The following is a 24,135-nucleotide window of genomic DNA, read 5'->3' as shown; positions in this document are numbered from 1 at the left end:
TGCTGAAACTAGCGCAGTAGCGCTTCGATTTCGCCAGTCAATTCTTCCGGCTTGGTCAACGGTGCAAAACGCTTGACCAGCGTGCCGTCCTTGCCGATCAGGAATTTGGTGAAGTTCCACTTGATCCGCTCCGTCCCAAGCAAGCCGGGCGCCTGCTGCTTGAGCTGGACGAACAGCGGGTGGGCCTGATCGCCGTTGACATCGATCTTCTTGAACAGCGGAAAGCTGACGCCGTAGTTCAACTCGCAAAAACCGGAAATCGCGCCATCATCGCCCGGCTCCTGCTTGCCAAACTGATTGCAGGGAAAACCAAGCACCACAAGCCCCTGATCCTTGTAGTCCTGCCAGAGTTTTTCCAGCCCCTTGTATTGCGGAGTAAAACCGCATTTGCTCGCCGTATTGACCACCAGCACTGCTTTGCCCGCAAAATCGGCGAGGGTTTTCTGTTCGCCTTTGATCGTGGTAACGGGAATGCTCAGCAGGTTTTCGCTCATGTACAAATGCCTCGGGGCTGTGACGGTGTCAGAACGCTTGACGTTAGCGTGCAATTGAACAGCACGCACGCCGATTTCCGGAATTGATACCGCTGAATGAACGCGTTCGCGTTATCCGCGAGGCTCCAGCATCAGGCACACCGAATTGATGCAGTAACGCAGACCGGTCGGTGGCGGACCGTCGGGAAACACATGCCCCAGGTGCGCATCACATCTGGCGCAGACCACTTCGGTACGAATCATACCGTGACTGACATCGCGCACTTCGACCACCGCGCTGCCTTCCAGTGGCGCATAGAAACTCGGCCAGCCGCAGCCGGAATCGAACTTGGTGGTGGAATCGAACAGAGCCTCATTGCAGCAGATGCAGTGATAGACGCCAGCTGTCCTGGTGTCGTTGTACTTGCCGGAAAACGGCCGCTCGGTGCCTTTCAGACGGCAAACGTTGTATTGCTCGGGGTCGAGCATCTGCTTCCACTCTTCGAGCGTTTTCTGCAACTTGTCCACAGGTACACCTCCGAATCGGAAAAAGCCCGATCTGTGTCTTTTCCGCAGATCGGGTGGCACGTATGATTGCGCCAGGTCAGACGTCAGTCTGGCACCCGCGTTTGTCGCACACAAACCCATTTTCATGGCGTGCGTGCCGCGACCCTCGTTGCAAGCCGGCAACCGCTCCACTTTCGGGAACATCACCATGCAGTTCAGCAAATCGAACAAGCTCGCAAACGTCTGCTACGACATTCGCGGGCCTGTGCTCAAGCACGCCAAACGCCTGGAAGAGGAAGGTCACCGCATCCTCAAGCTGAACATCGGCAACCCGGCACCGTTTGGTTTCGAAGCGCCGGACGAAATTCTCCAGGATGTGATCCGCAACCTGCCGACCGCGCAGGGTTACAGTGACTCCAAGGGGCTGTTCAGCGCTCGCAAGGCCGTCATGCAGTATTACCAGCAGAAGCAGGTCGAAGGTGTCGGCATTGAAGACATCTACCTGGGCAACGGCGTTTCCGAACTGATCGTGGTGTCGATGCAGGCGCTGCTCAACAACGGCGATGAAGTACTGGTGCCAGCGCCCGACTACCCGCTGTGGACCGCCGCAGTGGCCTTGTCCGGTGGCAACCCGGTGCATTATCTGTGTGACGAACAGGCCAACTGGTGGCCCGACCTGGAAGACATCAAGGCCAAGATCACCCCGAACACCAAGGCCATGGTGATCATCAACCCGAACAACCCGACCGGCGCGGTGTATTCGCGGGAAGTCTTGCTGGGCATGCTGGAACTGGCCCGCCAGCACAATCTGGTGGTGTTCTCCGACGAGATATACGACAAGATTCTTTACGACGACGCGGTGCACATCTGCACGGCCTCGCTGGCACCAGACCTGCTGTGCCTGACCTTCAACGGCTTGTCGAAATCGTATCGGGTCGCGGGCTTCCGTTCCGGCTGGATCGCCATTTCCGGGCCCAAGCACAACGCGCAAAGCTACATCGAAGGTATCGACATTCTGGCCAACATGCGTCTGTGCGCCAACGTACCGAGCCAGCATGCGATCCAGACCGCGCTGGGCGGCTACCAGAGCATCAACGACCTGATTCTGCCGCCAGGCCGCCTGCTGGAGCAGCGCAACCGCACCTGGGAACTGCTCAACGACATTCCCGGCGTCAGCTGTGTGAAGCCGATGGGTGCGCTGTACGCGTTTCCGCGTATCGACCCGAAAGTCTGCCCGATCCTCAACGACGAGAAGTTCGTGCTTGACCTGCTGCTCTCGGAAAAACTGCTGGTGGTGCAAGGCACGGCGTTCAACTGGCCCTACCCTGACCATTTCCGCGTGGTGACCCTGCCACGCGTTGACGAACTGGAACAGGCCATCGGCCGGATCGGTAACTTCCTCAAGGGTTATCGTCAGTAAGAAACCCAGGTTTTGATTGCTTCGCCTCTGCCCCGACCTGTTCGGGGCAGTTTATTTCAGACCCGCCTCAATCGCCCGAGCCAGTGCCTCACATGCCTTCAGGGGCCGGACACCTTGGCTCAGCTGCCGTTCAGCTTGTCGGTATTACCATCGATTACGTCAAGACGACACAGTTTGAAATAGTCCCTGTGTTGAATAGCAGCGGTCACCACCTTATATACCCGGCATCGAGTTACATATTTATACCTGAGGAGAACGTTTCGACCATGATGCGCATTTTGCTGTTTTTGGCCACTAACCTTGCGGTCGTGCTGATTGCCAGCATCACCTTGAGCCTTTTTGGCTTCAATGGGTTCATGGCGGCCAACGGGGTTGATCTGAACCTCAATCAGCTGCTGGTTTTCTGCGCTGTGTTCGGTTTCGCGGGCTCGCTGATTTCGCTGTTCATCTCCAAGTGGATGGCGAAGATGAGCACCGGTACTCAGATCATTACCCAGCCCCGTACTCGTCATGAGCAATGGCTGCTGCAGACCGTTGAACAATTGTCCCGGGACGCAGGCAACAAGATGCCGGAAGTCGGTATCTTTCCGGCCTACGAGGCCAACGCGTTCGCCACGGGCTGGAACAAGAACGATGCACTGGTTGCGGTCAGCCAGGGTTTGCTGGAGCGTTTTTCGCCGGATGAGGTGAAAGCCGTACTGGCGCACGAAATCGGCCACGTTGCCAACGGTGACATGGTCACGCTGGCGCTGGTGCAGGGTGTGGTGAACACCTTCGTGATGTTCTTTGCCCGCATCATCGGCAACTTTGTCGACAAGGTGATCTTCAAGAGCGAGAACGGTCAGGGCATCGCCTATTACATCACGACGATCTTTGCCGAACTGGTACTGGGCTTTCTGGCGAGCGCTATCGTCATGTGGTTCTCGCGCAAGCGTGAATTCCGCGCTGACGATGCCGGTGCCCGCCTGGCGGGTACCGATGCGATGATTGGCGCACTGCAACGCCTGCGCTCCGAACAGGGCGTACCGGTGAACATGCCTGACAGCCTGACGGCGTTTGGTATCAACTCCGGTCTCAAGAAAGGCCTTGCGGGCCTGTTCATGAGCCACCCGCCGCTGGAACAACGCATCGAAGCGCTGCGCCGTCGCGGTTGATGATGCCGGTAAGCGGGGGATGGCTGCCGCCCCCGCGCTTTTATTGCCCCCCGCGCTCTTGTTAGTAGTCCCGCCCATGCTGCGCGTGCAGCGTTGTGCATAAATCTCGTGGGAACGACCGTGGTTTCAGCCCCGTTTTCCGGACTCTTCAAGACCTGCATATAACGATGAGCGCTGCGCATGGCACGAAAACTTCACTTACCTTCCCAAACCATCTGAAAAATCGATCAGAAAGCGCCATAACTTATATTGGATCTAGATCATGGGAATGACTGACTATGGGTTATCCCCACAGCCTGGAGCTTATATCCAGATGTTCCCTAGCCTTTTTATTTTCCACGGGTCCCCCACGCTGGCGCTGGAGCCTGGCGAGAGCGGGCCGGCACTGGCGCAACTGGCGGCCAGCCTGCCAAGGCCTCGCGCGATTGTGATGGTATCGGCCCACTGGGAAAGCCACGAGCTTGTCGTCAACGGCAACCCTCAGCCGGAAACCTGGCATGACTTCGGCGGATTCTCGCCTGAGCTACTCGCTATTCAGTATCCCGCGCCAGGGCTGCCGGAACTGACCCGGACGGTGGTCGAGCTGCTGGCTGCCAGCGACCTGACTGCGCGCATCGACAGCAGACGCCCTTTTGACCACGGCGTCTGGGTGCCGCTGTCGTTGATGTATCCGCAGGCTGACATTCCGGTGGTGCAGATTTCACTGCCCAGTCGCCAGGGGCCTGAACTGCAAACGCGGGTCGGCCGGGCGCTGGCGGGTTTGCGTGCGCAAGGTGTGTTGATGATCGGCTCTGGCAGCATTACCCATAACCTGCGCGATCTGGACTGGAACGCCGGGCCGGAAAGCGCCGAGCCTTGGGCTGCCGCGTTTCGCGACTGGATGATCGACACGCTGCAACACAACGATGAAGCCGCCCTGCACCGCTACCGCAGTCTCGCCCCACATGCCGTGCGTGCACATCCAACTGACGAGCATCTGCTGCCGCTGTATTTCGCGCGTGGCGCAGGTGGCACGTTCCGTATTGCTTATCAGGGCTTCACCCTGGGCGCACTCGGGATGGATATCTATCGTTTCGATTGACGCCTACAAAGCTCAGTTCTCCCACCGTAAAACCTCATAAGCCTTATCTCCTCCCTGCGCGGGGGTCAGCAAAACCGTTACCTGCAAACGGGCGGTATACCCCCCTGGCATGAGCGCCCTGCTGTCGATCACTATCACGTCACCCGGGTCTCCAGCGGACGCGCCCGGTCGAGGCAAATCCAGTGCAGCACGCATCAAAGGGCTGGCGAACGCCGGGTCCGGTCGATCAAATCCGCTCCACAGGGTGATTTCAGGCAGCAGCCTGCGGTAAAGCGACTGGGTCATACCTGGCAACTGCTGCACTTCTTCCAGCAGCCGAAACGGCGACTGGCCGTTATTTCTTCGTGCTTCGAGTTCGCCGGCAATCTCGCTGGCCTGAGCCTGAGTAGCACCGCAAGCGACCGCGAGGCGGGAAAGATCTTCAGGTTCGGCGTTGTTCAGGTAGAGTTTTCCATTCTCGCTGTGCAGGCTGATGTACAACGGTATGTCATTGAAGGTCAGAGGAATTTCACGTCCATCGGCCGCCCATTTCTTGCGTTGCCCAGGGTCAGCCAGGGCCTGAACCGCCAACTCGACGCCCGCTTCGGCAGCCAGCGTTCCCTGAGTGTGTTGACGCAGGAGCAAGGCCTGACGACTTTCCAGCTGGACCCAACCGGCCAGCGAACCCAGCAACAGGCTGAGCATGACCAGCACCCACAACACGAGCAGCAATGCGATACCCCGTTGCCCTTGGGATGCGCCGCTCACAGGCGCCCCGTGTCAGCGGCGGCGCGGAGTCTCAAGGTGCTGAATCGGGCCTGGTGACGAGCGTCGCTGACGCTCAGGTCCAGACGATACAAACGCGGGCGACCAGGACGGGTCGGTTGCTGGGCGATGCTCAGCTCCCATTCGATACCTTCGCCCATACTGCCGCGGCGTACTCCGCTGACCAGCGGCCCGGTGGTTTGCTCATCTATCACACTCATGGCCGCCTGACTCAGACGGTCGCTCTCGTTTACCTGCGAGAGGGAACGCGCGCTCTGGCCGAAGGCGACCAGCAATACCGTGCTGCACAGGGCCATGAGGGTCAATGCGGCGAGCATTTCCAGCAGCGTGAAGCCACGCTGACCTGGTACAGGCTTACGGTGGCGACGCATCATCCACTTGAATCCTCGCCAGACTGATCGACAGCGCCGCATCAGCCACGCTAATGCAGGCTCGTGTGCAGCGTTGTTGCGGTTACAGACGAACCCCCAGCGTGACGAAGGCGCTGCGCGGGTTGCCCACCTGAAGGATCTGCAGGTTGCCAGCCGAATCGCTCGCTGCACTGGCGTCGGTATTCAGGGTCGAGATGTAACGCTTATCAAACAGGTTCACCACGTTCAGCGATACGGTCGTGTCCTTCACTGCGCCCAACTTGCCGAAGTCGTAGCCCAGCGTGGTGTTGGCCAACCAATAACCTGCGACGCTCGAATCATTGGTGTAGGTGTAATAACGCTTGCTCATGTAACTCCCCTGTAGCCCGGCATTCCATTGCTGCCAGTGCCAGTCCAGACTGCTGGAATACATCAACTTGGGGGTATCGACTACGGTTTTGCCCTTGACGTGAACTTGACTGGTGCCACTCTGATAATCGTCGTCGTAGGTACTGCGGTTATAGGAAGCGGAGTTCGACCAGCGCCAGTTTTCATCAGGCGTCAGCGCGAAGGTGACTTCAAGGCCTCGACTGGTGACCGATCCGACGTTGGCCACGCTGTTCTGACAGATCACGATACCGGTGCAATTGGTGATCGCCACGAGGCGATTGTCGAATTTGGTGTTGTAGACCGCAGCCGACGTCGAATACAGCGGCGTGCTGCGACGCACCCCCACTTCAACGGTTTTTGAGGTTTCCGGCTTGAGGTCCTTGAACCCGCCTGCCGCGTCGACCGCCACCTGGGTGGTAAAGAAAGGGCCGTATCCGCCACTGGGGAATGCGGCGACGTTCTCGGAATAGGAGGTGAAAACCTCGTCCTGTTCATCGAGTTTATAAGTAGCGCCCAACTGCGGCAGAAAACGATCCCGTGCCTCCAGCGAGCCACTGGCATACCCGCCGCCCTTGCCTTCCGCCGTCGAGATGGTGACCGTATTCTTGGCGCCGAACTCCAGTTTCAAGCGGTCGTCGAGCAAGGTGTAGCTGTCGCGCAGGTAGAACTGTCGGGTCAGGTCGTTGTAATCCTGCGCAAGGATGGTCGCCACCCGCGGCAAGCCGTCGGTTCTCACAATGTGATTTTGCGGCGCAGTGCCTGTCGGATCGTACAGGTAGCGGGATACGTCGTTCTTGTTGGACTGAATCCAGAACCCGCCCTGTATTTCATGCTGGCCGAGGAAGTATGTGAGCGAAGTCTGGAAACCCGAGCGGTTGATGCCATAGACCGTGCTGCGAATGGAGTTGGTGGGCACGGTGGTGCTGCCACTGGTGTAGACGAATGGATAGTAAGAGTTGCCTCGGCCCGAGTCGTGATGGTGATAGACCGCCGCGTCCAGCAGTAAGTCATCACTGAGTGAAAAGTTGCCACTCAGGATGTCCAGTTCATCGTCCCGCAGGCTGCTGCCGTTGTAGGTTGCATCTGCCGCTCGGGTGACACCACCGGTAAAGATACCGTTGGCAGCGTTTACCGCACGGGTCCAGTCAGGCGTGTAATAACTCCAGTTATAGCCCAGACGCTTCAGCATGCTGCTCGACATCGCCGGCAAGTTGGCCTCGTTATGCGTGGACGTGCTGTGATAGAAGCTCAGGTGGTTGCTGCCGAAGTCATAAGTCACCTTGGCGTTAAGGGCATTGGACTCCTGAGGATTATCATGGCCCTTCCAGGCATCGGCATCGTACTTCTCCCCGGATATATAAGCCGCCAGACCGTTGTATTCGCCGGTGTCGACGCGCATGTAGGTCCGCGTGGTGTCATAGCTGCCCAGTGTTTGCGACAGGCGCGCGCCGAACTCCTTGTCGGGATTGGAGCTGGTGAACGCGATGGTGCCACCCAGGTTGCTGTTGGATGCGGTGCCTAGCGCGCCAATGCCGGCCGCGACTTCACTGCTGGCGATGTTTTCCGCGATGATCGCGCGGGTGATGCTCAGGCCGTTGAAGTTGGCAAAGCTCATGTTGCCGAGTGTGACGCCGTCCAGTGTGTAGCCCAGATGGTGCATGTCGAAACCACGCAGGCTGATACGCTGGCTGCTTTCCTCGCGCCCCAGCGGATCGCCCGATTGAAAGCTGACCCCTGCCAGGCGCTGGAGCACTTTCATCGGGTTGGTCGCTGCCGAATACGCCTGGATATCCTTTTCACTCACCCGCTGCACCTGGCGCGTTTCTCCCTGGCCGATCACTGAAACGGTGCCCAGCGTTGTGGCAGTCGCACCTGCTGCGGGCTCCTCCGTCGACGCTGTGTCAACAGCCACGTCCTGGGCGTGACTGGCCAGGCTTAACGTGTACAGTCCGATCAACAACACCAGGCGTTGGAGAGGAAAACGTGAAGCGCGCGCGGTCGATAACGAGATCATGAAAGAATATCCAGGACGTAATGAGTCGACAGGTTATGGCCCTGCTGTAGCTGGCCGGGCTTGGTTTGAATCAGGGGTGCTTGAATCAGGGGCTTTCGGTGATCACTGCCAGGCGTGTAATGCCTGACCTCTGCACGTCGGCCAGTACCCGGGCGACATGTCCGTAGTCAGTGACGGTATCGGCACGCAGGGTCAGCGCAACCTCTGGGTCACGCGCATGCAGGTTCTGCAAAGTGTCGGGCAGCTGCTCTTCGGCCAGGGACTCGCCGTCGATAAACAACCCGCCTTTGGCGTCGATACTGATGGCGACCGGCTTGGCGTCATCGAGCGGCGCAGTGGCCACCGTCTGCGGCAAATTCAGTGGTATGGCGTTGGTCAACAGCGGCGCTGTCACGATAAACACCACCAACAGCACCAGCATCACGTCCACCAGAGGTGTGATGTTGATGTCACTGATCGCATCGTCGTCATTGCTCGAAGAAAAGGCCATTTCAAGCGACCCCGCTGAGATTACGGACACCGTCACGCTCGCCTTTCAATCTGAAGGCGTGGCGCTGGGCCCGGTTAAGCAGATCAACCGCGAAGGCATCCATATCGGCCACCATGAGTTTCAAGCGACGGCCACAAAAGTTGTACGCCAACACCGCGGGTACCGCGACGGCAATGCCGATACCGGTGGCGATCAAAGCCTCGCCGATAGGCCCTGCCACAACGGCAATGCTGGCTGACTTGGCCGTGCTGATGGCTTGAAGCGCATGAATGATCCCGAACACCGTACCGAACAGGCCAATGAAGGGCGCCGTACTGCCGATCGAGGCCAGTACGATCATGCCGCTTTCAAGGCTGCGTCGTTCACAGTGAATCTGTTGATGCAGGCTGCGTTCCAACAGCTCCTGACGGCTCCAGCTGTCAACCGGCTCATGACCATCCTGGCTGCTGGAGAGCGCTTTGGTGGTCACTTGCGCAAGACGTGCCAGCTGGCTTTTTTGCGGGGCGCTACGCAGTGCGGTGTCAAAATCCTGGGCGGCCCAGAATGCCTCGGTATAGCGTTTGTTCTGGCTTTTCAACCTGCCCTGCTGCCACGCCTTGAGCAGCAGAACCGCCCAGGTCGCCAAGGAAAACAGCAGCAGAATGCCCATGGAGCTTTGCTGAATCAGAGTTGAGTAATCGATTGTCATGATGGAGCCTCAAGGCGCGAGTGTGAAGGCAAGCGGAACGTTGACCCAGCCATCGACCGGGGTATCGCCACGCTTGGCAGGAGTGAATGACCATTGCCGAACGGCAGCCTTGGCCGCATCGTCGAGGGCCGGAAAACCGCTGGACTGAGCGACTTCGACCTGATCAGGATGGCCGCTGGCCAGAACGTGTACACGCAACAGCGTGGTGCCTTGCTGACGGCGTTTGGCGGCTGCGGGTGGGTAAACAGGTGGCGGATTGTTCAGGTATCCGGCACGGCCAATAGGCGCAGTAGTGCGTGGCTCGCTGCCGGGAGGCGCAGCCGCCGCTTGTGGTGGCTGTGGTTGTGCTGAAGGCTTGGCGGCGGCCTGAGGTGCATCAGCAACTGATTTCTCGACAACTGTAGGCTTGGCCTGCGGCTTGGCAGGCTGCTGATGGGGGGCCGCAGGCTTGGGTTTCGCTGCGGCGGCCACGGGTTTGGGAGGCTCCACCGGCGTCGGAGGCAGCAATGGTGGCGCTTGTTCAATGGGAGGCGTTGCTGCGGCGGGTGCTGAAGGCGTTGGCGGTTTTGGCGCAGCGACCATCTGCATGGCGATCGGCATGGGCTGAGTGACGGGTGGTAACGGCTGCGCAGGCGCACTGTCGCGTAACCATAAAAAACCTGCCCCATGCAGGCTCAACACGATAAGGCATGCCAGTGCAATGTAACCGGCGCCCACGCGCGGTACCGCTACAGCCGGTAAGGGCGCGGCTGGAACATCGAATCTGGATATCGGCAGTGTCTGCAGCAGCGCCTGTTCGCGAAACAGTTGGGGTGGACGACGGGATGAAAGTAACGCAGGCATGACATCACCAGTTCAGGGCGGAACACCTAAGAGTGTGCCGCTTTTAAAAGTTGGGCGATGCTACTATGGGCAATATGTACGTAATGTGACGAACGAGAAACTTGCTCCTAAGTTTCATGTTTGAGTGATTAGTGTGTCGACAACATGATGCTTTCAGCGTCGGACAATCATCGATGATCTTGTTACACAGGGCCAACTGCATGATAATTTCATGCTGATTTTGTGACAGCCCATTAGTGAGCTAGCTAATTAAAAATTATGCGTTGAGAACTAAAAATACTGCGATTGGCCGGGCGCTTAATCAGTGCCCGTCCAACGCAGTAAAGGTATAAAAGATGAGCAACTATTTGGCGGTCAGTTTGAAATAAGCGCCGTATTACGCCGATTATCATTCCTCAACGTGGTGATAGCGGTAAGAGGATCATCCGTGATGATGTATCGAAAACTGCCTCCTGCGGTATTCATCAGCCAGTTGAGGCTAGGTCGATTGTCCCCTGTCTCCCGTCCATTGCCACGCTGAGATTTCCAGAGCCAGTCCTTGGGTTCTGTACAGCAATAACCTTCGCCGGTAAAGTAGGTGTACGGTTTGGTTTCAGGCACGGGCTGATAGGCACCGAGTGTTTTTACCTGATGCTGTGTCGTTCTCATGGCCGTGTAAATATTCATAATGTTGTTCAGTGGAAACCTTAGCGTGCTATCGAACTCCTTGAGGCGAACTTCAGTCGCATAGACGTAGTTTTTGCCAAAATAGCTTTCCCAGTTGCGCAGTGCATTCTCTCTAGTGCCACTGGTGTCAATGAAATCGGCGCCAAAGACCGGTATCAGGCGGAAGCGGCCTGCTTCGCTCTGCACATTCATGATGCCCTTGGACTCGAAACCGGCCGGGGTGACCCCGATCGAGCTCACCGGCATCTTGAAATACACCCATTTCTCAGCGGGTGTTCCCCACCAGTTGGTGTGATTTTTCACGCTTTGCCAGGCTTTTTTCGCGGCCTCGATATTCTTCACGTCAAGCAAAAGGATCATGGCAATCTTTTCGTTCTTGATGGTGTCCAGAATGGCGTCGAAACTAGGCACGTTCTGATTGGTGAAGCCGTTCAGCGATGGGTTGCGAAGTGACAAACCCAGGGTATTTCCAAAGTAATTCGACAGGCTGGGGTTGTAGCCGACTCGGGTGTAAGGGTCATATTCACCTGTGCGTCCGGTTGTGAAAGCGAACGCGTTAGTGGTTCGGCCCAGATTCGTATCGTGCATAACGATAACGTTGCCCGCCCGGTCCAGTTGCAGATCGATTTCCGAGCATTCTATTCCCGCACTGTGGGCCTGCCTGATAGCCGCAATCGAGTTTTCCGGTACATTGCGCAGCCAGTCCTGGTGGGAGTTGGTACCTGTGGCGGTGCCGTGCAGACCTCGGTGAGCACAGACGATCGTCAGATCATTGTGCGCGTGCATGAGCACGTCACCGATCTTGTCGGTGTTGTACTCTGCAGCAAAAGATATACAGGGCGTAATCAGCATCGCACTTGCACATGTTAAAACCCATCTCGGTATACGTAACATAAGCTTAATCCCCTTCAAGTGAGCATTACGTCAGTCGGGCAGTGCCGATGGCAGGTCTTTACCTGTCATCGCTTCCACATACACGGAGGGTGGTGCGGGAGGTGGTTGCGTGGGAGATCGCAGAACGCCGGTGTCCGGGTCGTAGGAAAAAACCTCCACGACGTCATCGATACTGACGCTCAGCCGACCCTTGTGCAGATCGTCATGGACATTGATGGTGCGTTTGGTGCCAGTCGTGCAGGTGATGCTGGCGCCGCTCGCAAAACCCGATTCTCCGGCCCTGGCGGGCTCGATCACGCACATGGCCCCGTCCGGACGACTGATCTGCAAGAAGCCCTCGGGGGTGATGCGATGGGTGTACACAGCAAGACCATCGGGCCCGACGGTGGTAAATGAAGCCCCCCGCTCGAAGCGCCTTTCGGGGGTATCGGAGCCTTTCACGCCGACGATGTTATGCGTCAGCAAACCATCGGTGCCGATGTAGTAATGGGCGATTTGCGTACCCGTATTGGCCGGCCAGCGCAGATGCATGTGCACGTGAGGTGGCGCGTCCTGGTGGCCATGGGGGGCGTTGGTGTCGAACCCCATGATCTGAATATTGCCCAGCCCGCGGCGCTGCACGTGAACACCCAGTTCCAGGTCGCGCACGACTTCCCGCTGCGCAAACTCGAGTACGTTCGCGGCAGCACGCTGGACAGCAGGATCGGGCTGCTGCGCATAAAGACCCGCATAGCGCACGGGATCAGCATGTTCAAGGCGCAGGACCATGCCTGGCTCAACAATGTGCGTCGACACTTCGGCGGCCGTTATCGCGTCAGCTGTTAGCGGAGCCAGTGCCACAATCAACCGACCGTCTTCGAGCCTGAACGGGATGTCACCGCTCTCCAGAATGACCCGGGCAACATTCTCTATCGCGCCACTGAAGGCCAGTTCGAGCGAGCGCGAGCGCGGCACTTTCAACGCAATGACCGTTTCGCGAACATTGTCGGCGTTCCAGTACGCATCAGTGACAGGTGCGCAGGCAGGGCAACTGGCCGAATCGAAGCGTATGACAGGACCACCTGCACGTTTCACGAACTTGATGACTGCGACGACGGTTGTTTCAGCGGGCGGCTTCGCACCACTTGCCGCGCAACTCGCGGCCATTATCGCGCTCACCGCCAGCGCAATTGTCCATTGCGTGGTCATGGGTGCGAACTACGTAACAGGTCAAGTTTCTTTAAGAGAGTCGCGCTTGTCATCTGTAGTACCTATTCGTGTCGGCCAGGAAGTAACCGTCGGGTGGCGTGCATTCACAGGGCACGTTTTTGCCAGACCAGACAGATCACTTGGAACGTTATGCGTCTACACCGCTCAAGGCCTAAATTTCCAGGCCGAAACAGGCTCATAACAGTCCCTAACCAACACCAACAGCAGTTGGCGAAGCGTTATTGAACTTCATTCACCGGAAATACTTCCTTACATTTACGCGGACAGTACGGTGCCCATATGACAGTCTGAGGACATCAACGCACCTTAGTCGGTTTCTTCATAAATGGACGGCACCGACATGACATGATTACTGACATATAGTGGCAGCGGACATCGCTCTTGCCACGTCAACGGGAGACAGCTTAGTTGTTCAATCGCACTTAAAAATCAAACTACTATCCCGCGTCTGGTAAAACTCAAAGCAAAAAAATCCCCGAACCGGTCGGGGATTTTTTATTGGCCGATCAGCTCAAGAGCCGATCAGTCTTCGCGATAGCGACGCAGCTTGAGCTGCTTGCCAGCAACGCGGGTGTCCTTGAGCTTGGTCAACAGACGCTCAAGACCATCTTCCGGCAGTTCGACCAGGCTGAAGCTGTCACGGACCTGAATGCGACCGATTGCTTCGCGAGCCAGACCACCTTCGTTGAGGATGGCACCCAGCAGGTTCTTGGCAGCGATGCCATCACGCGCACCCAGCGCGGTACGGCAACGGGCACGGCCTTCGGCCAATGGAACAGGCGCACGACGTTCACGCTCAGGACGATCACCACGGTCGCTGCTGCCGCTGCGCTCTGGACGATCACCGCGAGGGGCGTTGTTCGGAACCAGTGGACGCTCGCGCTCGATGGCTGCCAGGGTCAGGGCCTGACCGTTGGTAGCTTTGCGCAGCAGTGCAGCAGCAAGGGCACGAGGGCTGCAACCGATGTCGGCAGTCAGACGATCCAGCAGATCACCGTGAGTCGACTCGGCGTCGGCCACCAGCGGCGACAGGCTGTTGGTCAGTTTCTTGATGCGCGCATCGAGAACAGCCTGGCCATCCGGCAGGCGGACTTCCGCAACCTTCTGACCAGTCACACGCTCGATCACTTGCAGCATGCGGCGCTCGCGAGGAGTGACCAGCAGCAGTGCACAACCTTCGCGACCTGCACGGCCGGTACGGCCGATACGGTGAACGTAGGACTCTGGATCGTAAGGCATGTCCACGTTGAAGACGTGGGTGATACGCGGAACGTCAAGACCACGGGCAGCCACGTCGGTCGCCACAACGATGTCCAGACGGCCATCCTTGAGGGATTCGATGACGCGCTCACGCTGGTTCTGAGCGATGTCGCCGTTCAGTGCGGCAGCCTTGTAGCCTTTGGCTTCAAGGGCGCTGGCCAGATCAAGGGTCGCCTGCTTGGTGCGGACGAACATGATCAGGGCATCGAAGTCTTCGACTTCCAGCAAGCTCAATACAGCCGAGGTCTTCTGGTCAGCGTGAACCAGCAGGTGAGCCTGCTCGATCGCGGTAACGGTCTGAGTCTTGGTCTGGATCTTGACGTGCTTCGGATCGCGCAGATGGCGTTCGGCGATGGCACGGATCGACTGTGGCAGCGTCGCCGAGAACAGTACGGTCTGACGGGTTTCAGGCATGGCCTTGAAGATGACTTCGAGGTCGTCCATGAAGCCCAGTTTGAGCATTTCGTCCGCTTCGTCGAGAACCAGATGGTTCACGGTCGCCAGAACTTTCTCGTCGCGACGCAGGTGGTCGCAGAGACGGCCCGGGGTGGCGACAACGATCTGTGCGCCATTGCGGATGGCCTTGAGCTGAGGGCCCATAGGCGCGCCGCCGTAGACCGCTACCACGGTTACGCCCGGCATTTGTTTTGCGTAGGTCTCGAACGCGGTGGCAACCTGAAGTGCCAGTTCGCGGGTCGGGGCCAGGATCAGTGCTTGCGGCTCGCGCTTGCTCGGGTCGATCAGGTGCAGGATAGGCAGTGCGAACGCAGCGGTTTTACCCGTACCGGTTTGCGCCTGACCAATCATGTCGTGACCGGCGAGAATAATCGGGATCGATTGCTGCTGAATGGCCGAAGGCTCTTCGTAGCCAGTGGCGACGACAGCTGCAACGATATTTGGATGAAGTTCGAGAGCGGCGAAGCCGCCGATTTCCTGGGTCATGGGTCTGCCTCTAGTGCATCCGCAAAGACCCATGCTTCAAAGCTGCGCGTGCCGTGTACGACCTTGAGGTCACCCTGGCTGCTTTGTCGGCGGGGATTTGCGAAAACGTTTGATGAATGAATCGTCCAGGCTAGTCCGCTAGGCGAACAAGCGACCGAAGCTGGCTTCGGGGAACTGCAATACCTCGACGAGGGCCCTGTTAAGGCCGGCGCGTACTATACCGGAATTATGCGCATGAGTGAGTCTTTTTTTACGAAACATTACCCTCAACCCGAGCAATAACAGGCCTCGAACGCGTGGCAAAACTCACCTGACACGGCGCGGCCCTGCATTTGCGGGGCTTGTCGCTTAAACGTTTCATCTGTTCCTGCAACTAATGCGTATTGCGACCTGCATGGTGTGGCGAATTGTCCCACCTGGAATTCAGACCACGCTTGCCATGAACGACCCCGTTCAGGTTGCAGAGCGGACGGCGTTGATCAACGATTCCAGCGAGTAGCCCAATCGAGGCGCAAGCGCGTGCGCTCGCTGGCGCAACGCCTCGATATCGAGCGTCTGATCCAGATCGGCAGGGACAATCAGAATGACGTTGCCCTCCTTGACCGGCAGTTCCCAGTAATGGCGATGGTACAGACCGCGCAACAATGCCGCGCCCAGCGGTTTGCCATCGTCGGTGGCCCACTGGTTGATAATCAGCCAGCCGCCAGGGTTGAGGCGCTGTTGGCAGCTCTGCAGAAAATTCCAGGCCAGATGCCCGACGCCAGGCCCGACATCGGTGTACAGGTCGACAAAGATCAGGTCGGCCGGTTCGGCGCTGTCCAGCAGGTCCAGCGCATCGCCAATGCGGATATACAGACGCGGATCGTCGTCGAGACCCATGAACTCCATGGCCAGACGCGGCACGTCCGGGCGCAACTCGATCACTTCCACGTCTTCCAGCGGCAAAAACCTCATGCACGCCTGCGTCAGCGTCCCGGCCCCCAGGCCCAGGAACAGCGCGCTGTCCGGTGCGTCGTGACACAACGCGCCAATCAGCATGGCGCGGGTGTAGTCGTACTCCAGCCAGCTCGGGTCGGCCACGAACGTACAACTCTGCTCGATCGCATCGCCAAACTCGAGGAAGCGGTAATCCTCCACTTCCAGCACGCGGATCATGCCGAAAGCGTCATGCACCTCGGCCAGTATTCGCTCTACGCGCTCACGCTCTTCCGTCATTACCGTTCCTGGTTCTGGTTGCGCCGGGCGCAAAACGCGAATTGTCAGGCAAGCGCGCGGCTTTGTCACATCTTGCGGCCTGCAAGGCTATTTGACTGCTACGTGCCACACTGCCAGGGCCGCGACTAACTGCTAACATACCGCTCCGATTGCACAACCCTAGAGCCAATAATGAGCCAACCCTGGAGCCCCGACAGCTGGCGGGCAATGCCGATTCAGCAGCAACCTCACTACCCCGACGCCGCACACCTGCTGAAGGTCGAACAGACGCTGGCCAGCTACCCGCCGCTGGTGTTCGCCGGCGAAGCCCGAGAGCTGCGCCGCCAGTTTGCCGAGGTGACCGAAGGGCGTGCGTTCCTGCTGCAAGGCGGCGATTGCGCCGAAAGCTTCATGGAGTTTTCTGCGGCGAAGATTCGCGACACCTTCAAGGTGCTGTTGCAGATGGCGATCGTCATGACCTTCGCGGCCGGCTGCCCGGTGGTCAAGGTCGGACGCATGGCCGGGCAATTCGCCAAGCCGCGCTCGGCCAATGACGAAACCATCGACGGCGTGACGCTTCCGGCGTACCGCGGCGACATCGTCAACGGCATCGGTTTTGACGAGAAAAGCCGTGTGCCAGACCCGGAACGCCTGATTCAGGCTTATAACCAGTCCACCGCGACCCTCAACCTGCTGCGCGCGTTTGCCCAGGGCGGGTTCGCCGACCTGCATCAGGTGCACAAATGGAACCTGGATTTCATCGCCAACTCGGCGCTGGCCGACAAGTACAGTCAGCTGGCCGGGCGTATCGATGAAACCCTGGCGTTCATGCGTGCCTGCGGCATGGACAGCTCGCCGCAATTGCGCGAAACCAGCTTCTTCACCGCCCACGAGGCGTTGCTGCTCAATTATGAAGAAGCCTTTGTCCGCCGCGACAGCCTGACCAACGACTATTACGACTGCTCGGCGCACATGCTGTGGATCGGCGACCGCACCCGTCAGCCGGACGGCGCGCACGTCGAGTTCCTGCGCGGGGTGAATAACCCGATCGGCGTGAAAGTCGGCCCGAGCATGAACACCGACGACCTGCTTCGTCTGATCGACATCCTCAATCCGGATAACGATCCGGGGCGCCTGAACCTGATTGCGCGCATGGGGGCCAACAAGGTCGCTGACCATCTGCCGCAGTTGATCCGTGCCGTCGAGCGCGAAGGCCGCAAGGTGCTGTGGAGTTCCGACCCGATGCACGGCAACACGATCAAGGCCAGCAGTGGCTACAAGACCCGTGACTTTGCGCAGATTCTCAATGAAGTGAAGCAGTTCTTTCAGGTGCATCAGGCCGAAGGCACCTACGCCGGTGGTATCCACATTGAAATGACCGGCCAGAACGTCACCGAATGCATCGGCGGCGCCCGACCGATCACCGAAGACGGCCTTTCGGATCGCTACCACACCCATTGCGACCCGCGCATGAACGCCGATCAGTCACTGGAACTGGCCTTCCTGATTGCCGAGACCCTCAAGCAGGTCAGGCGCTAAACAGAGCAAAAAGACCCGCTCAGCGCTTGAGCGGGTCGTCCCAGAACGGACGCTCGACTTCCTGCTGAGTGTCGGCCCGACTCAGCCCCAGATCCTTCAACGCTCCATCGCTCATCTGCGCCAGAAAGCGACGCTGGCGATGCAGTTCCAGCCAGCGTTGCAAGCGCCGCTTCAGCGCAATCAACGACTTGCCCAACTGAAAATGCCCCACAGATGCGGCGACCCCTGCACACTCTTTTTGACCTTTCATCATTTAGTCCTCCATGTGGGATGACTAAAGTCTCGCGCCCGGCATAGGATCAATCCAACGAATGTTTCTTATGCATTCCATTTGGGAGATTGATGTATTGGCCCACTATCCGAGCATTGATACCGAACTGCTGCGCACCTTCGTGGCGATTGCCGATCACGGCGGTTTTACTCGTGCAGGCGAAGCCGTCAACCGTACGCAGTCGGCGGTCAGCATGCAGATGAAGCGGCTGGAGGAAGACGTGGTGCAGCGCCAGCTGTTCCAGCGTGACGGCCGCACCCTGAACCTGACGGCAGAGGGTCAGGTTCTGCTCGGTTACGCGCGGCGTATCCTCAAGCTGCACAGCGAGGTGTTCAATACGCTACGCGAGCCGCACATGGTCGGCGTGGTAAAGATCGGTTCTCCCGACGATTACGTGATGCGCTTTCTGCCAGGCATTCTGTCGCAGTTCGCGCAGGCCTATCCGCTGGTTCAGGTGGAGGTGCATTGCGAACCTTCGGACCTGCTGTTGCAGCGCCACGATCTGGATCTGACCATCGTGACGCGCAAGCCCGGCACCGAGATCGGCACACTGCTGCGTCAGGAACGTCTGGTCTGGATCGAGGCCATCGGCTTTGCCCCTCACGAGCAGAAACCCATCCCGCTGGCGATGTTCAACACTCACTGCTTCTGTCGCGACTGGGCCTGCAACGCGCTGGACAGCGTAGAGCGCGACTATCGCATCGCCTACACCAGCTCCAGCATGGCGGCAATTACTGCGGTGGTCAGCGCCGGGCTGGCCGTGACCGCGCAGTTGCAAAGCCTGGTAACACCAGAGCTGCGCATTCTGGGCGAGGCGGAGCAATTGCCGCAGCTGCCAACCGCCAGCATCGTCTTGCTGCGCAACCCGAAAACGCCCTCGCCCATCACCGAATGTATGGCTGACTACATCATCGACGGGTTCAGACTTTAAGCGCGAGAATCACCGCACACAGCACCAGAAACACGCAGAACATCAGGCGCAGCGTGCGCTCCGGCAGCGAATGCGCCAACTTGACGCCCCAACTGATGCTGGCGAGACCGCCGATCGCCAACGGGACGCCCATTGACCAGTTGACGTGATCGTGCAGTGCGTAGGTCACCAGAGTGATCCCGGTGCTCGGCGCGGCCAGCGACAGCGCCAGCCCTTGCGCCACCACCTGCGTTGCGCCGAACACGCTGGTGAGGATCGGCGTTGCCACGACTCCGCCGCCCACACCAAACAGGCCACCGGTCACGCCGGAACCGACGCCCAGCAGCCACAGCCATTTTTCATGACGCAGCCCGATGCCAGCCTGCCTGCTATGCCAATACATTTGCACAACGTTGAACACCGTCAACACCACCAGAAAGCCGATGAAGCCCAGGCGCATGCCTTGCGGATCGACGCGCACCGCCAGCAGCGAGGTGAGCCAGGCAAAAAAGAAACTGGGGATGATCAGCATCAGCGCATTGCGCAGCAAGATCCGGTTACGCTGGTTATAACGCCACAAGGCGAGCAATACGTTCGGCAGTACCATCAATAGCGCGGTGCCCTGCGCCAGCTGTTGATCCAGCCCGAACAGCACGCCCAATGCCGGAATCGCCACCAGTCCACCGCCAATCCCGAACAACCCGCCCAGCGTACCCATCGCCGCGCCGAGCAACACGAACATCACAATTTCAATCACACTAGGTCCCCAACCATCCAATGGCCAAATGCTACGCAGTCCTGCCCGCGATCGACACCCGGTAATGCCTGTTTTTTCATCTGCCGCACATGATGACATTGCCGCCCGCCTGCACGCGGGGAAATTATCCGGCGCGTTGCACAGCGCAACACTGAGTTAAACTCATTTCACCGAGTACGAGGATCTGACATGAGTGCAGACAAGAGCCCGCTTCACCTTCAAGCCGCCGACTGTGACTCGTTGCTGCTGGACAACCAATTGTGTTTTGCCCTCTATTCCACCTCGCTGATGATGACCAAGGTCTACAAGCCTTTGTTGCAGGCACTGGGACTGACCTATCCGCAGTACCTGGCGATGATGGTGTTGTGGGAACAGGACGGGCTGACGGTAGGTGATGTCAGCACGCGGCTACTGACCGATCCGGGCTCGCTGACGCCTTTGCTCAAGCGCCTTGAAGGCGAAGGCTTCATCAGCCGCACGCGCAGCAAGGAAGACGAGCGCGTGGTGTTGCTGCACCTGACCGAACAAGGTCGGGCCTTGCAACGCAAAGCCCTGAGCGTGCCCGGCTGTATCCTCTCGTCCAGCGGACTGACCATGGACAAACTTCGCGAGCTGCAAGCCCGGTTGCTGGACTTGCGTGCCCATCTGCAGCAGAGCCTTTGACATCACCTCTGCGGGCGACTTTCTGTCGCCTGCAATGAGGCATTCGCCGACCAGCCTGCCTTCGTTACATCTCGGCACGCGCTGCAAGAACATCGATAACCCCCTCCTCTGATCAGTACCTCGTTGTCGTTCTGAAAATTTAGCTTGCGCGCAAACTATCTGCGAGCTACCTTTATCCCTCGATTATTTAGCGCGCAAGTATTTTGCGTACATCAACCAAAGAAAGCGAGAAAATCCATGGACACTCTCTACACTGCAGTAGCCACCGCCACCGGCGGCCGTGATGGTCGCGCCGTTTCCAGCGACAAGATTCTCGACGTCAAGCTCGCGACTCCAAAAGAACTCGGCGGTGCAGGCGGCGAAGCGACCAACCCAGAGCAATTGTTCGCAGCGGGCTATTCGGCCTGCTTCATCGGCGCGCTCAAATTCGTGGCCGGCCAGAGCAAACGCAGCATTCCCGCCGACTCGTCGATCACGGCGCATGTCGGTATCGGCCAGATCCCCGGCGGTTTCGGCCTGGACATCGACCTGCACGTCAGCCTGCCAGGCCTTGAACAAGCCGACGCTCAGCAACTGGTCGACGCGGCGCATCAGGTCTGCCCTTACTCCAACGCCACACGCGGCAATGTTGACGTACGTCTGCACGTGACGGTCTGAACCCACTCGCCCTCTGGAAAAGAACATGAAAACGATCAGCAAAGTCTTGACCGGTACCCTTCTCGCTTTGTCCATCGGCAGCGCCTTTGCCGCAGGTGATTCAGCCATCGAGCACAACACTCAGGCCTTTCTCGACGCCTTGAACTCAGGCACCGGCAAGCCCATCGAGCAGTTGTCGCCCAAAGATGCCCGTGCCGTGCTGGTTGGCGCGCAAGCGAGCGTCAAACTGACCCTGCCCAAGGCTGATGTCAGCGAAAAGACGATCAAGGTGGATGGCCAGTCAATCAGTTTGAATATCGTGCGACCTGCTGGCGTCAAGGGGACGTTGCCGGTTTTCATGTTCTTCCATGGTGGCGGTTGGGTACTGGGTGACTTCCAGACTCATGAGCGTCTGGTTCGTGATCTGGTGGTGGGTTCAGGGGCCGTTGCTGTGTTCGTCAACTACACGCCGTCACCCGAAGCGCATTACCCGACGGCGATCAACCAGGCCTATGCTGCGACCCGATGGGTCGCCGAGCACGGCAAAGAGATCAATGTCGACGGCAAGCGCCTGGCGGTGGCCGGCAACAGTGTCGGCGGCAACATGGCGGCGGTGGTGGCACTGATGGCCAAAGACAAAGGCACGCCGGCGCTGAGGTATCAAGTGCTGCTGTGGCCAGTGACCGACGCCAACTTCGACACCGGCTCTTATGACCAGTACGCCGAAGGCCATTTCCTGACCCGCAACATGATGAAGTGGTTCTGGGATAACTACACCACAGATGCTGCGCAGCGTAACGAGATCTATGCATCGCCACTGCGTGCGACCACTGAACAGCTGAAGGGTCTGCCGCCTGCGCTGGTGCAGACGGCCAGTGCTGACGTATTGCGTGATGAAGGCGAAGCTTACGCCCGCAAGCTGGATCAGGCTGGCGTGCCGGTCACGGCCGTGCGTTACAACGGGATGATCCACGATTACGGGCTGCTCAATGTGGTCAGCCAGGTCCCGGCCGTTCGCTCGGCGATCCTGCAGGCGTCTCAAGAGCTGAAAGAACACTTGAAGTAGCACTTGAGATACCTGCACACCGCAAACTTCACGCGTAAAAAAACCCGCAGCGATGCGGGTTTTTGCGTAACGGGGTTACAACACCGTGCTTATTTGGCACGGCCTTTGTAGGAACCGCCTTCACGGGTATCGATCTCGATCATGTCGCCGATTTCGATGAAGTCAGCAACGCTCAGCTCGGTGCCGTTTTTCAGCTTGGCTGGCTTCATGACCTTGCCCGACGTATCGCCACGAGCGGAGCCTTCGGTGTAGTCAACCTGACGCACGATAGTGGTCGGCAGCTCTACGGACACCAGACGCTCGTCGAAGAACACGGCTTCGCAGACGTCGGTCATGCCTTCTTCGATGAATGGCAGAACGCTTTCGATGTCTTCGGCGTTCAGCTCGTACATGGTGTAATCCGTGGTGTCCATGAACGTGTAGGTGTCACCGCTGATGAAAGACAGGGTGGCTTCCTTGCGATCGAGGATCACGTCGTCCAGCTTGTCGTCAGCGCTGTAAACGATCTCGGTCTTGTAACCGGTCAGCAGGTTTTTCAGCTTGGTCTTCATGATCGCGCTGTTACGACCGGACTTGGTGAACTCAGCTTTTTGAACCAGCCAAGGATCGTTTTCGAGACGGATCACGGTACCGGGTTTCAGCTCTTTACCAGTTTTCATTGCATATATCCGAATTTGGATGAATTAACCAAAGGCTCTGTACGAGAAATGGCCTGCGCAGGCACTTTTCGTACAGAGCCTTATATCAAGGCCGCGTATCATAGCGAATTTCCATAAAACTGTACCAGCGTCGTGGCAAGATCAGTCTGTGAGGCCTGTTGCAGACACCAGCGCTCGGCGTGCTTTTCGATTTCCGGCCAGTGATCCGCTATGACCTGCCAGTCACTGGCCAGGTCGCCGCCCGCATTCCAGCTGTGCCAGAACCGGTGCAAAGCCTGTCCGGCAAGTGGCGAAAGTCCGTCCAGATAGAGCTTCAGAAATGCATCGAGCTTGGGCAGATGGGCGTCGTCTTCCTGCTGATAGATGTGCCAGAGCATCGGCCGCGCGGCCCACAGGGCGCGAACGAACGAATCTTCGCCGCGCACCACGTTGAAATCGCAGCTCCACAGCAACAAGTCGTAATGTTCCTGGCGGATGAACGGCAACACCTGAACCGTCAGCGCGCCGCGCACCTGTAGCGCCCCGCTTTTCAGCGTCTCCTCAACCCCAAGCCAGCGCTGCAGATCGCCAAGAATGCGCCCTTCCGGCACCAGCAGATGGGTCGTGCGGATGTCGCTGGCCAGTGATGAAAGCCAACTGCCCAGCCCCGGATTTTCGTAGGAAAATACCGACATCAGGCGTGCGCCTGCCATGGGCTCGACACCCAGTCCGCGCAAAAAATTCTGCTGTGCGGCGCAGTCTTGCTGAAAGGCCTGTCGCCGGCCGATCAGATCCTTTTCACGCAACAGGCCACCGGTGGTTTCCGGAAAACCGGGGAAAAAGAAGAACTTCTTCAGGCCGTTGGATTGCGGTGAAGGCAAACCGTGACAACCCGACACCCAGTCTTCGGCACTGAGGTAATCAAGGTTCAGCCACAAAGGCCGGGGCGAACGTTGCAGCATCGATTCGACATAAGGCGGCGGCAGCCGGCAGGCAAACGCTTCGATGACGACATCCGGGATATCGGTGTCTACCCATTCGGCAGGCCAGTGACAGACCGTCACGCCAGCATGCACCTGCTGGGGGGCCTGTGGATCGGCGTCCGGATACAACCGGGCAAAAGCGTACAAGTCGTCTATCCACAAGCGCACGTTCAGCTCGTGCTCGGCAACCAGCTGCCGCGCCAGACGCCAGGTCACGCCCGCGTCACCGTAGTTGTCGACTACGCTGCAAAAAATATCCCAAGAGGCTTTCATCCTGCTCCCTGAGTCTGGATGGCAAAACGCGGATTGTCGTTCAAAACGACCGCTCGCCA

General features: G+C 58.5%; 24 protein-coding genes. 8 read left to right on the top strand and 16 right to left on the bottom strand.

From position 1 onward, the window contains the following. Positions 1 to 8: 8 nt before the first annotated feature. Together ABJ99_RS09050 and msrB are read right to left on the bottom strand one after the other, a co-directional pair. On the bottom strand, positions 9 to 494 hold the full coding sequence (locus ABJ99_RS09050) for a glutathione peroxidase (protein WP_054085531.1): 486 nt from the start codon (positions 492 to 494) through the stop codon (positions 9 to 11). Between the two features lie 111 nt (positions 495 to 605). Continuing rightward, positions 606 to 1,001 carry a peptide-methionine (R)-S-oxide reductase MsrB gene (gene msrB, locus ABJ99_RS09045; RefSeq protein WP_054085530.1) on the bottom strand — a complete coding sequence of 132 codons (396 nt, stop codon included), beginning with the start codon at positions 999 to 1,001 and terminating at the stop codon, positions 606 to 608. Positions 1,002 to 1,188: 187 nt separating this feature from the next. Between msrB and ABJ99_RS09040 the strand changes: the two genes are divergently transcribed. The 3 genes from ABJ99_RS09040 to ABJ99_RS09030 all read left to right on the top strand — a co-directional run bounded on the left by ABJ99_RS09040 (position 1,189) and on the right by ABJ99_RS09030 (position 4,635). Then, positions 1,189 to 2,400, top strand: coding sequence for a pyridoxal phosphate-dependent aminotransferase (locus ABJ99_RS09040; protein WP_054085787.1), 1,212 nt, complete (start codon positions 1,189 to 1,191; stop codon positions 2,398 to 2,400). A 266-nt stretch (positions 2,401 to 2,666) separates the two neighbouring features. Beyond that, positions 2,667 to 3,554 (top strand): protease HtpX, encoded by an 888-nt coding sequence (htpX, locus tag ABJ99_RS09035; protein WP_054085529.1) that lies wholly within the window; start codon positions 2,667 to 2,669, stop codon positions 3,552 to 3,554. Between the two features lie 313 nt (positions 3,555 to 3,867). After that, on the top strand, positions 3,868 to 4,635 hold the full coding sequence (locus ABJ99_RS09030; protein WP_054085528.1) for a DODA-type extradiol aromatic ring-opening family dioxygenase: 768 nt from the start codon (positions 3,868 to 3,870) through the stop codon (positions 4,633 to 4,635). 12 nt (positions 4,636 to 4,647) lie between these two features. Here ABJ99_RS09030 and ABJ99_RS09025 read toward each other — a convergent pair whose 3' ends face one another. From ABJ99_RS09025 to ABJ99_RS08980, 10 genes are all read right to left on the bottom strand, one after another. Beyond that, complete coding sequence (locus ABJ99_RS09025) at positions 4,648 to 5,319, bottom strand: general secretion pathway protein GspK (RefSeq protein ID WP_054085786.1); 672 nt, start codon at positions 5,317 to 5,319, stop codon at positions 4,648 to 4,650. Between the two features lie 59 nt (positions 5,320 to 5,378). Then, the gene (locus ABJ99_RS09020; protein WP_054085527.1) at positions 5,379 to 5,774 is read right to left on the bottom strand and encodes a type II secretion system protein; all 396 of its coding nucleotides are present in this window, start codon (positions 5,772 to 5,774) and stop codon (positions 5,379 to 5,381) included. 79 nt (positions 5,775 to 5,853) lie between these two features. Next, entirely contained in the window at positions 5,854 to 8,154 is a 2,301-nt protein-coding gene (locus tag ABJ99_RS09015; protein WP_054085526.1) for a TonB-dependent receptor, read from the bottom strand. A gap of 85 nt (positions 8,155 to 8,239) precedes the next feature. Next, positions 8,240 to 8,644 carry an ExbD/TolR family protein gene (locus ABJ99_RS09010; RefSeq protein ID WP_054085525.1) on the bottom strand — a complete coding sequence of 135 codons (405 nt, stop codon included), beginning with the start codon at positions 8,642 to 8,644 and terminating at the stop codon, positions 8,240 to 8,242. 1 nt (position 8,645) lies between these two features. Further along, positions 8,646 to 9,332 carry a MotA/TolQ/ExbB proton channel family protein gene (locus ABJ99_RS09005; protein WP_007251415.1) on the bottom strand — a complete coding sequence of 229 codons (687 nt, stop codon included), beginning with the start codon at positions 9,330 to 9,332 and terminating at the stop codon, positions 8,646 to 8,648. Positions 9,333 to 9,341: 9 nt separating this feature from the next. Next, positions 9,342 to 10,175, bottom strand: a complete 834-nt coding sequence (locus ABJ99_RS09000) for an energy transducer TonB (protein WP_054085524.1) — start codon at positions 10,173 to 10,175, stop codon at positions 9,342 to 9,344. A gap of 354 nt (positions 10,176 to 10,529) precedes the next feature. Next, positions 10,530 to 11,693 carry a glycerophosphodiester phosphodiesterase family protein gene (locus ABJ99_RS08995; protein ID WP_054085523.1) on the bottom strand — a complete coding sequence of 388 codons (1,164 nt, stop codon included), beginning with the start codon at positions 11,691 to 11,693 and terminating at the stop codon, positions 10,530 to 10,532. A gap of 72 nt (positions 11,694 to 11,765) precedes the next feature. Then, the gene (locus ABJ99_RS08990; protein ID WP_054085522.1) at positions 11,766 to 12,923 is read right to left on the bottom strand and encodes a hypothetical protein; all 1,158 of its coding nucleotides are present in this window, start codon (positions 12,921 to 12,923) and stop codon (positions 11,766 to 11,768) included. Positions 12,924 to 13,466: 543 nt separating this feature from the next. After that, entirely contained in the window at positions 13,467 to 15,179 is a 1,713-nt protein-coding gene (locus ABJ99_RS08985; protein WP_174518449.1) for a DEAD/DEAH box helicase, read from the bottom strand. A gap of 420 nt (positions 15,180 to 15,599) precedes the next feature. Continuing rightward, on the bottom strand, positions 15,600 to 16,361 hold the full coding sequence (locus ABJ99_RS08980) for a spermidine synthase (protein WP_054085520.1): 762 nt from the start codon (positions 16,359 to 16,361) through the stop codon (positions 15,600 to 15,602). Between the two features lie 171 nt (positions 16,362 to 16,532). Here ABJ99_RS08980 and ABJ99_RS08975 point away from each other — a divergent pair, with 171 nt between their 5' ends. Then, complete coding sequence (locus ABJ99_RS08975) at positions 16,533 to 17,879, top strand: class II 3-deoxy-7-phosphoheptulonate synthase (protein WP_054085519.1); 1,347 nt, start codon at positions 16,533 to 16,535, stop codon at positions 17,877 to 17,879. A 19-nt stretch (positions 17,880 to 17,898) separates the two neighbouring features. Here ABJ99_RS08975 and ABJ99_RS08970 read toward each other — a convergent pair whose 3' ends face one another. Continuing rightward, on the bottom strand, positions 17,899 to 18,132 hold the full coding sequence (locus tag ABJ99_RS08970; RefSeq protein WP_054085518.1) for a DUF1127 domain-containing protein: 234 nt from the start codon (positions 18,130 to 18,132) through the stop codon (positions 17,899 to 17,901). Between the two features lie 67 nt (positions 18,133 to 18,199). Between ABJ99_RS08970 and ABJ99_RS08965 the strand changes: the two genes are divergently transcribed. After that, entirely contained in the window at positions 18,200 to 19,081 is an 882-nt protein-coding gene (locus ABJ99_RS08965) for a LysR substrate-binding domain-containing protein (protein ID WP_375232732.1), read from the top strand. Here the strand turns inward: ABJ99_RS08965 and ABJ99_RS08960 are convergent. Then, entirely contained in the window at positions 19,071 to 19,817 is a 747-nt protein-coding gene (locus tag ABJ99_RS08960; RefSeq protein ID WP_054085516.1) for a sulfite exporter TauE/SafE family protein, read from the bottom strand. The two genes, ABJ99_RS08965 and ABJ99_RS08960, sit on opposite strands and share 11 nt — an antisense overlap. Before the next feature lie 189 nt (positions 19,818 to 20,006). Between ABJ99_RS08960 and ABJ99_RS08955 the strand changes: the two genes are divergently transcribed. The 3 genes from ABJ99_RS08955 to ABJ99_RS08945 all read left to right on the top strand — a co-directional run bounded on the left by ABJ99_RS08955 (position 20,007) and on the right by ABJ99_RS08945 (position 22,182). Then, positions 20,007 to 20,480 carry a MarR family winged helix-turn-helix transcriptional regulator gene (locus tag ABJ99_RS08955; RefSeq protein WP_054085515.1) on the top strand — a complete coding sequence of 158 codons (474 nt, stop codon included), beginning with the start codon at positions 20,007 to 20,009 and terminating at the stop codon, positions 20,478 to 20,480. Positions 20,481 to 20,717: 237 nt separating this feature from the next. After that, positions 20,718 to 21,137, top strand: a complete 420-nt coding sequence (locus tag ABJ99_RS08950; RefSeq protein WP_054085514.1) for an organic hydroperoxide resistance protein — start codon at positions 20,718 to 20,720, stop codon at positions 21,135 to 21,137. Positions 21,138 to 21,162: 25 nt separating this feature from the next. Continuing rightward, positions 21,163 to 22,182 (top strand): alpha/beta hydrolase, encoded by a 1,020-nt coding sequence (locus ABJ99_RS08945; protein ID WP_054085513.1) that lies wholly within the window; start codon positions 21,163 to 21,165, stop codon positions 22,180 to 22,182. Between the two features lie 89 nt (positions 22,183 to 22,271). Here the strand turns inward: ABJ99_RS08945 and ABJ99_RS08940 are convergent, their stop codons facing one another. Both ABJ99_RS08940 and earP read right to left on the bottom strand, forming a co-directional pair. Next, on the bottom strand, positions 22,272 to 22,841 hold the full coding sequence (locus ABJ99_RS08940) for an elongation factor P (RefSeq protein WP_054085512.1): 570 nt from the start codon (positions 22,839 to 22,841) through the stop codon (positions 22,272 to 22,274). Between the two features lie 98 nt (positions 22,842 to 22,939). Then, a complete protein-coding gene (gene earP, locus ABJ99_RS08935) occupies positions 22,940 to 24,076 on the bottom strand; it encodes an elongation factor P maturation arginine rhamnosyltransferase EarP (protein WP_054085511.1) in 1,137 nt (378 codons plus the stop codon). Positions 24,077 to 24,135 lie beyond the last annotated feature (59 nt).

Source organism: Pseudomonas syringae pv. cilantro (assembly GCF_001293775.1).
GTDB lineage: Bacteria > Pseudomonadota > Gammaproteobacteria > Pseudomonadales > Pseudomonadaceae > Aquipseudomonas > Aquipseudomonas syringae_P.
Note: the sequence above shows the minus strand (reverse complement) of the source record. Positions and strands in the feature narration are given on the sequence as shown.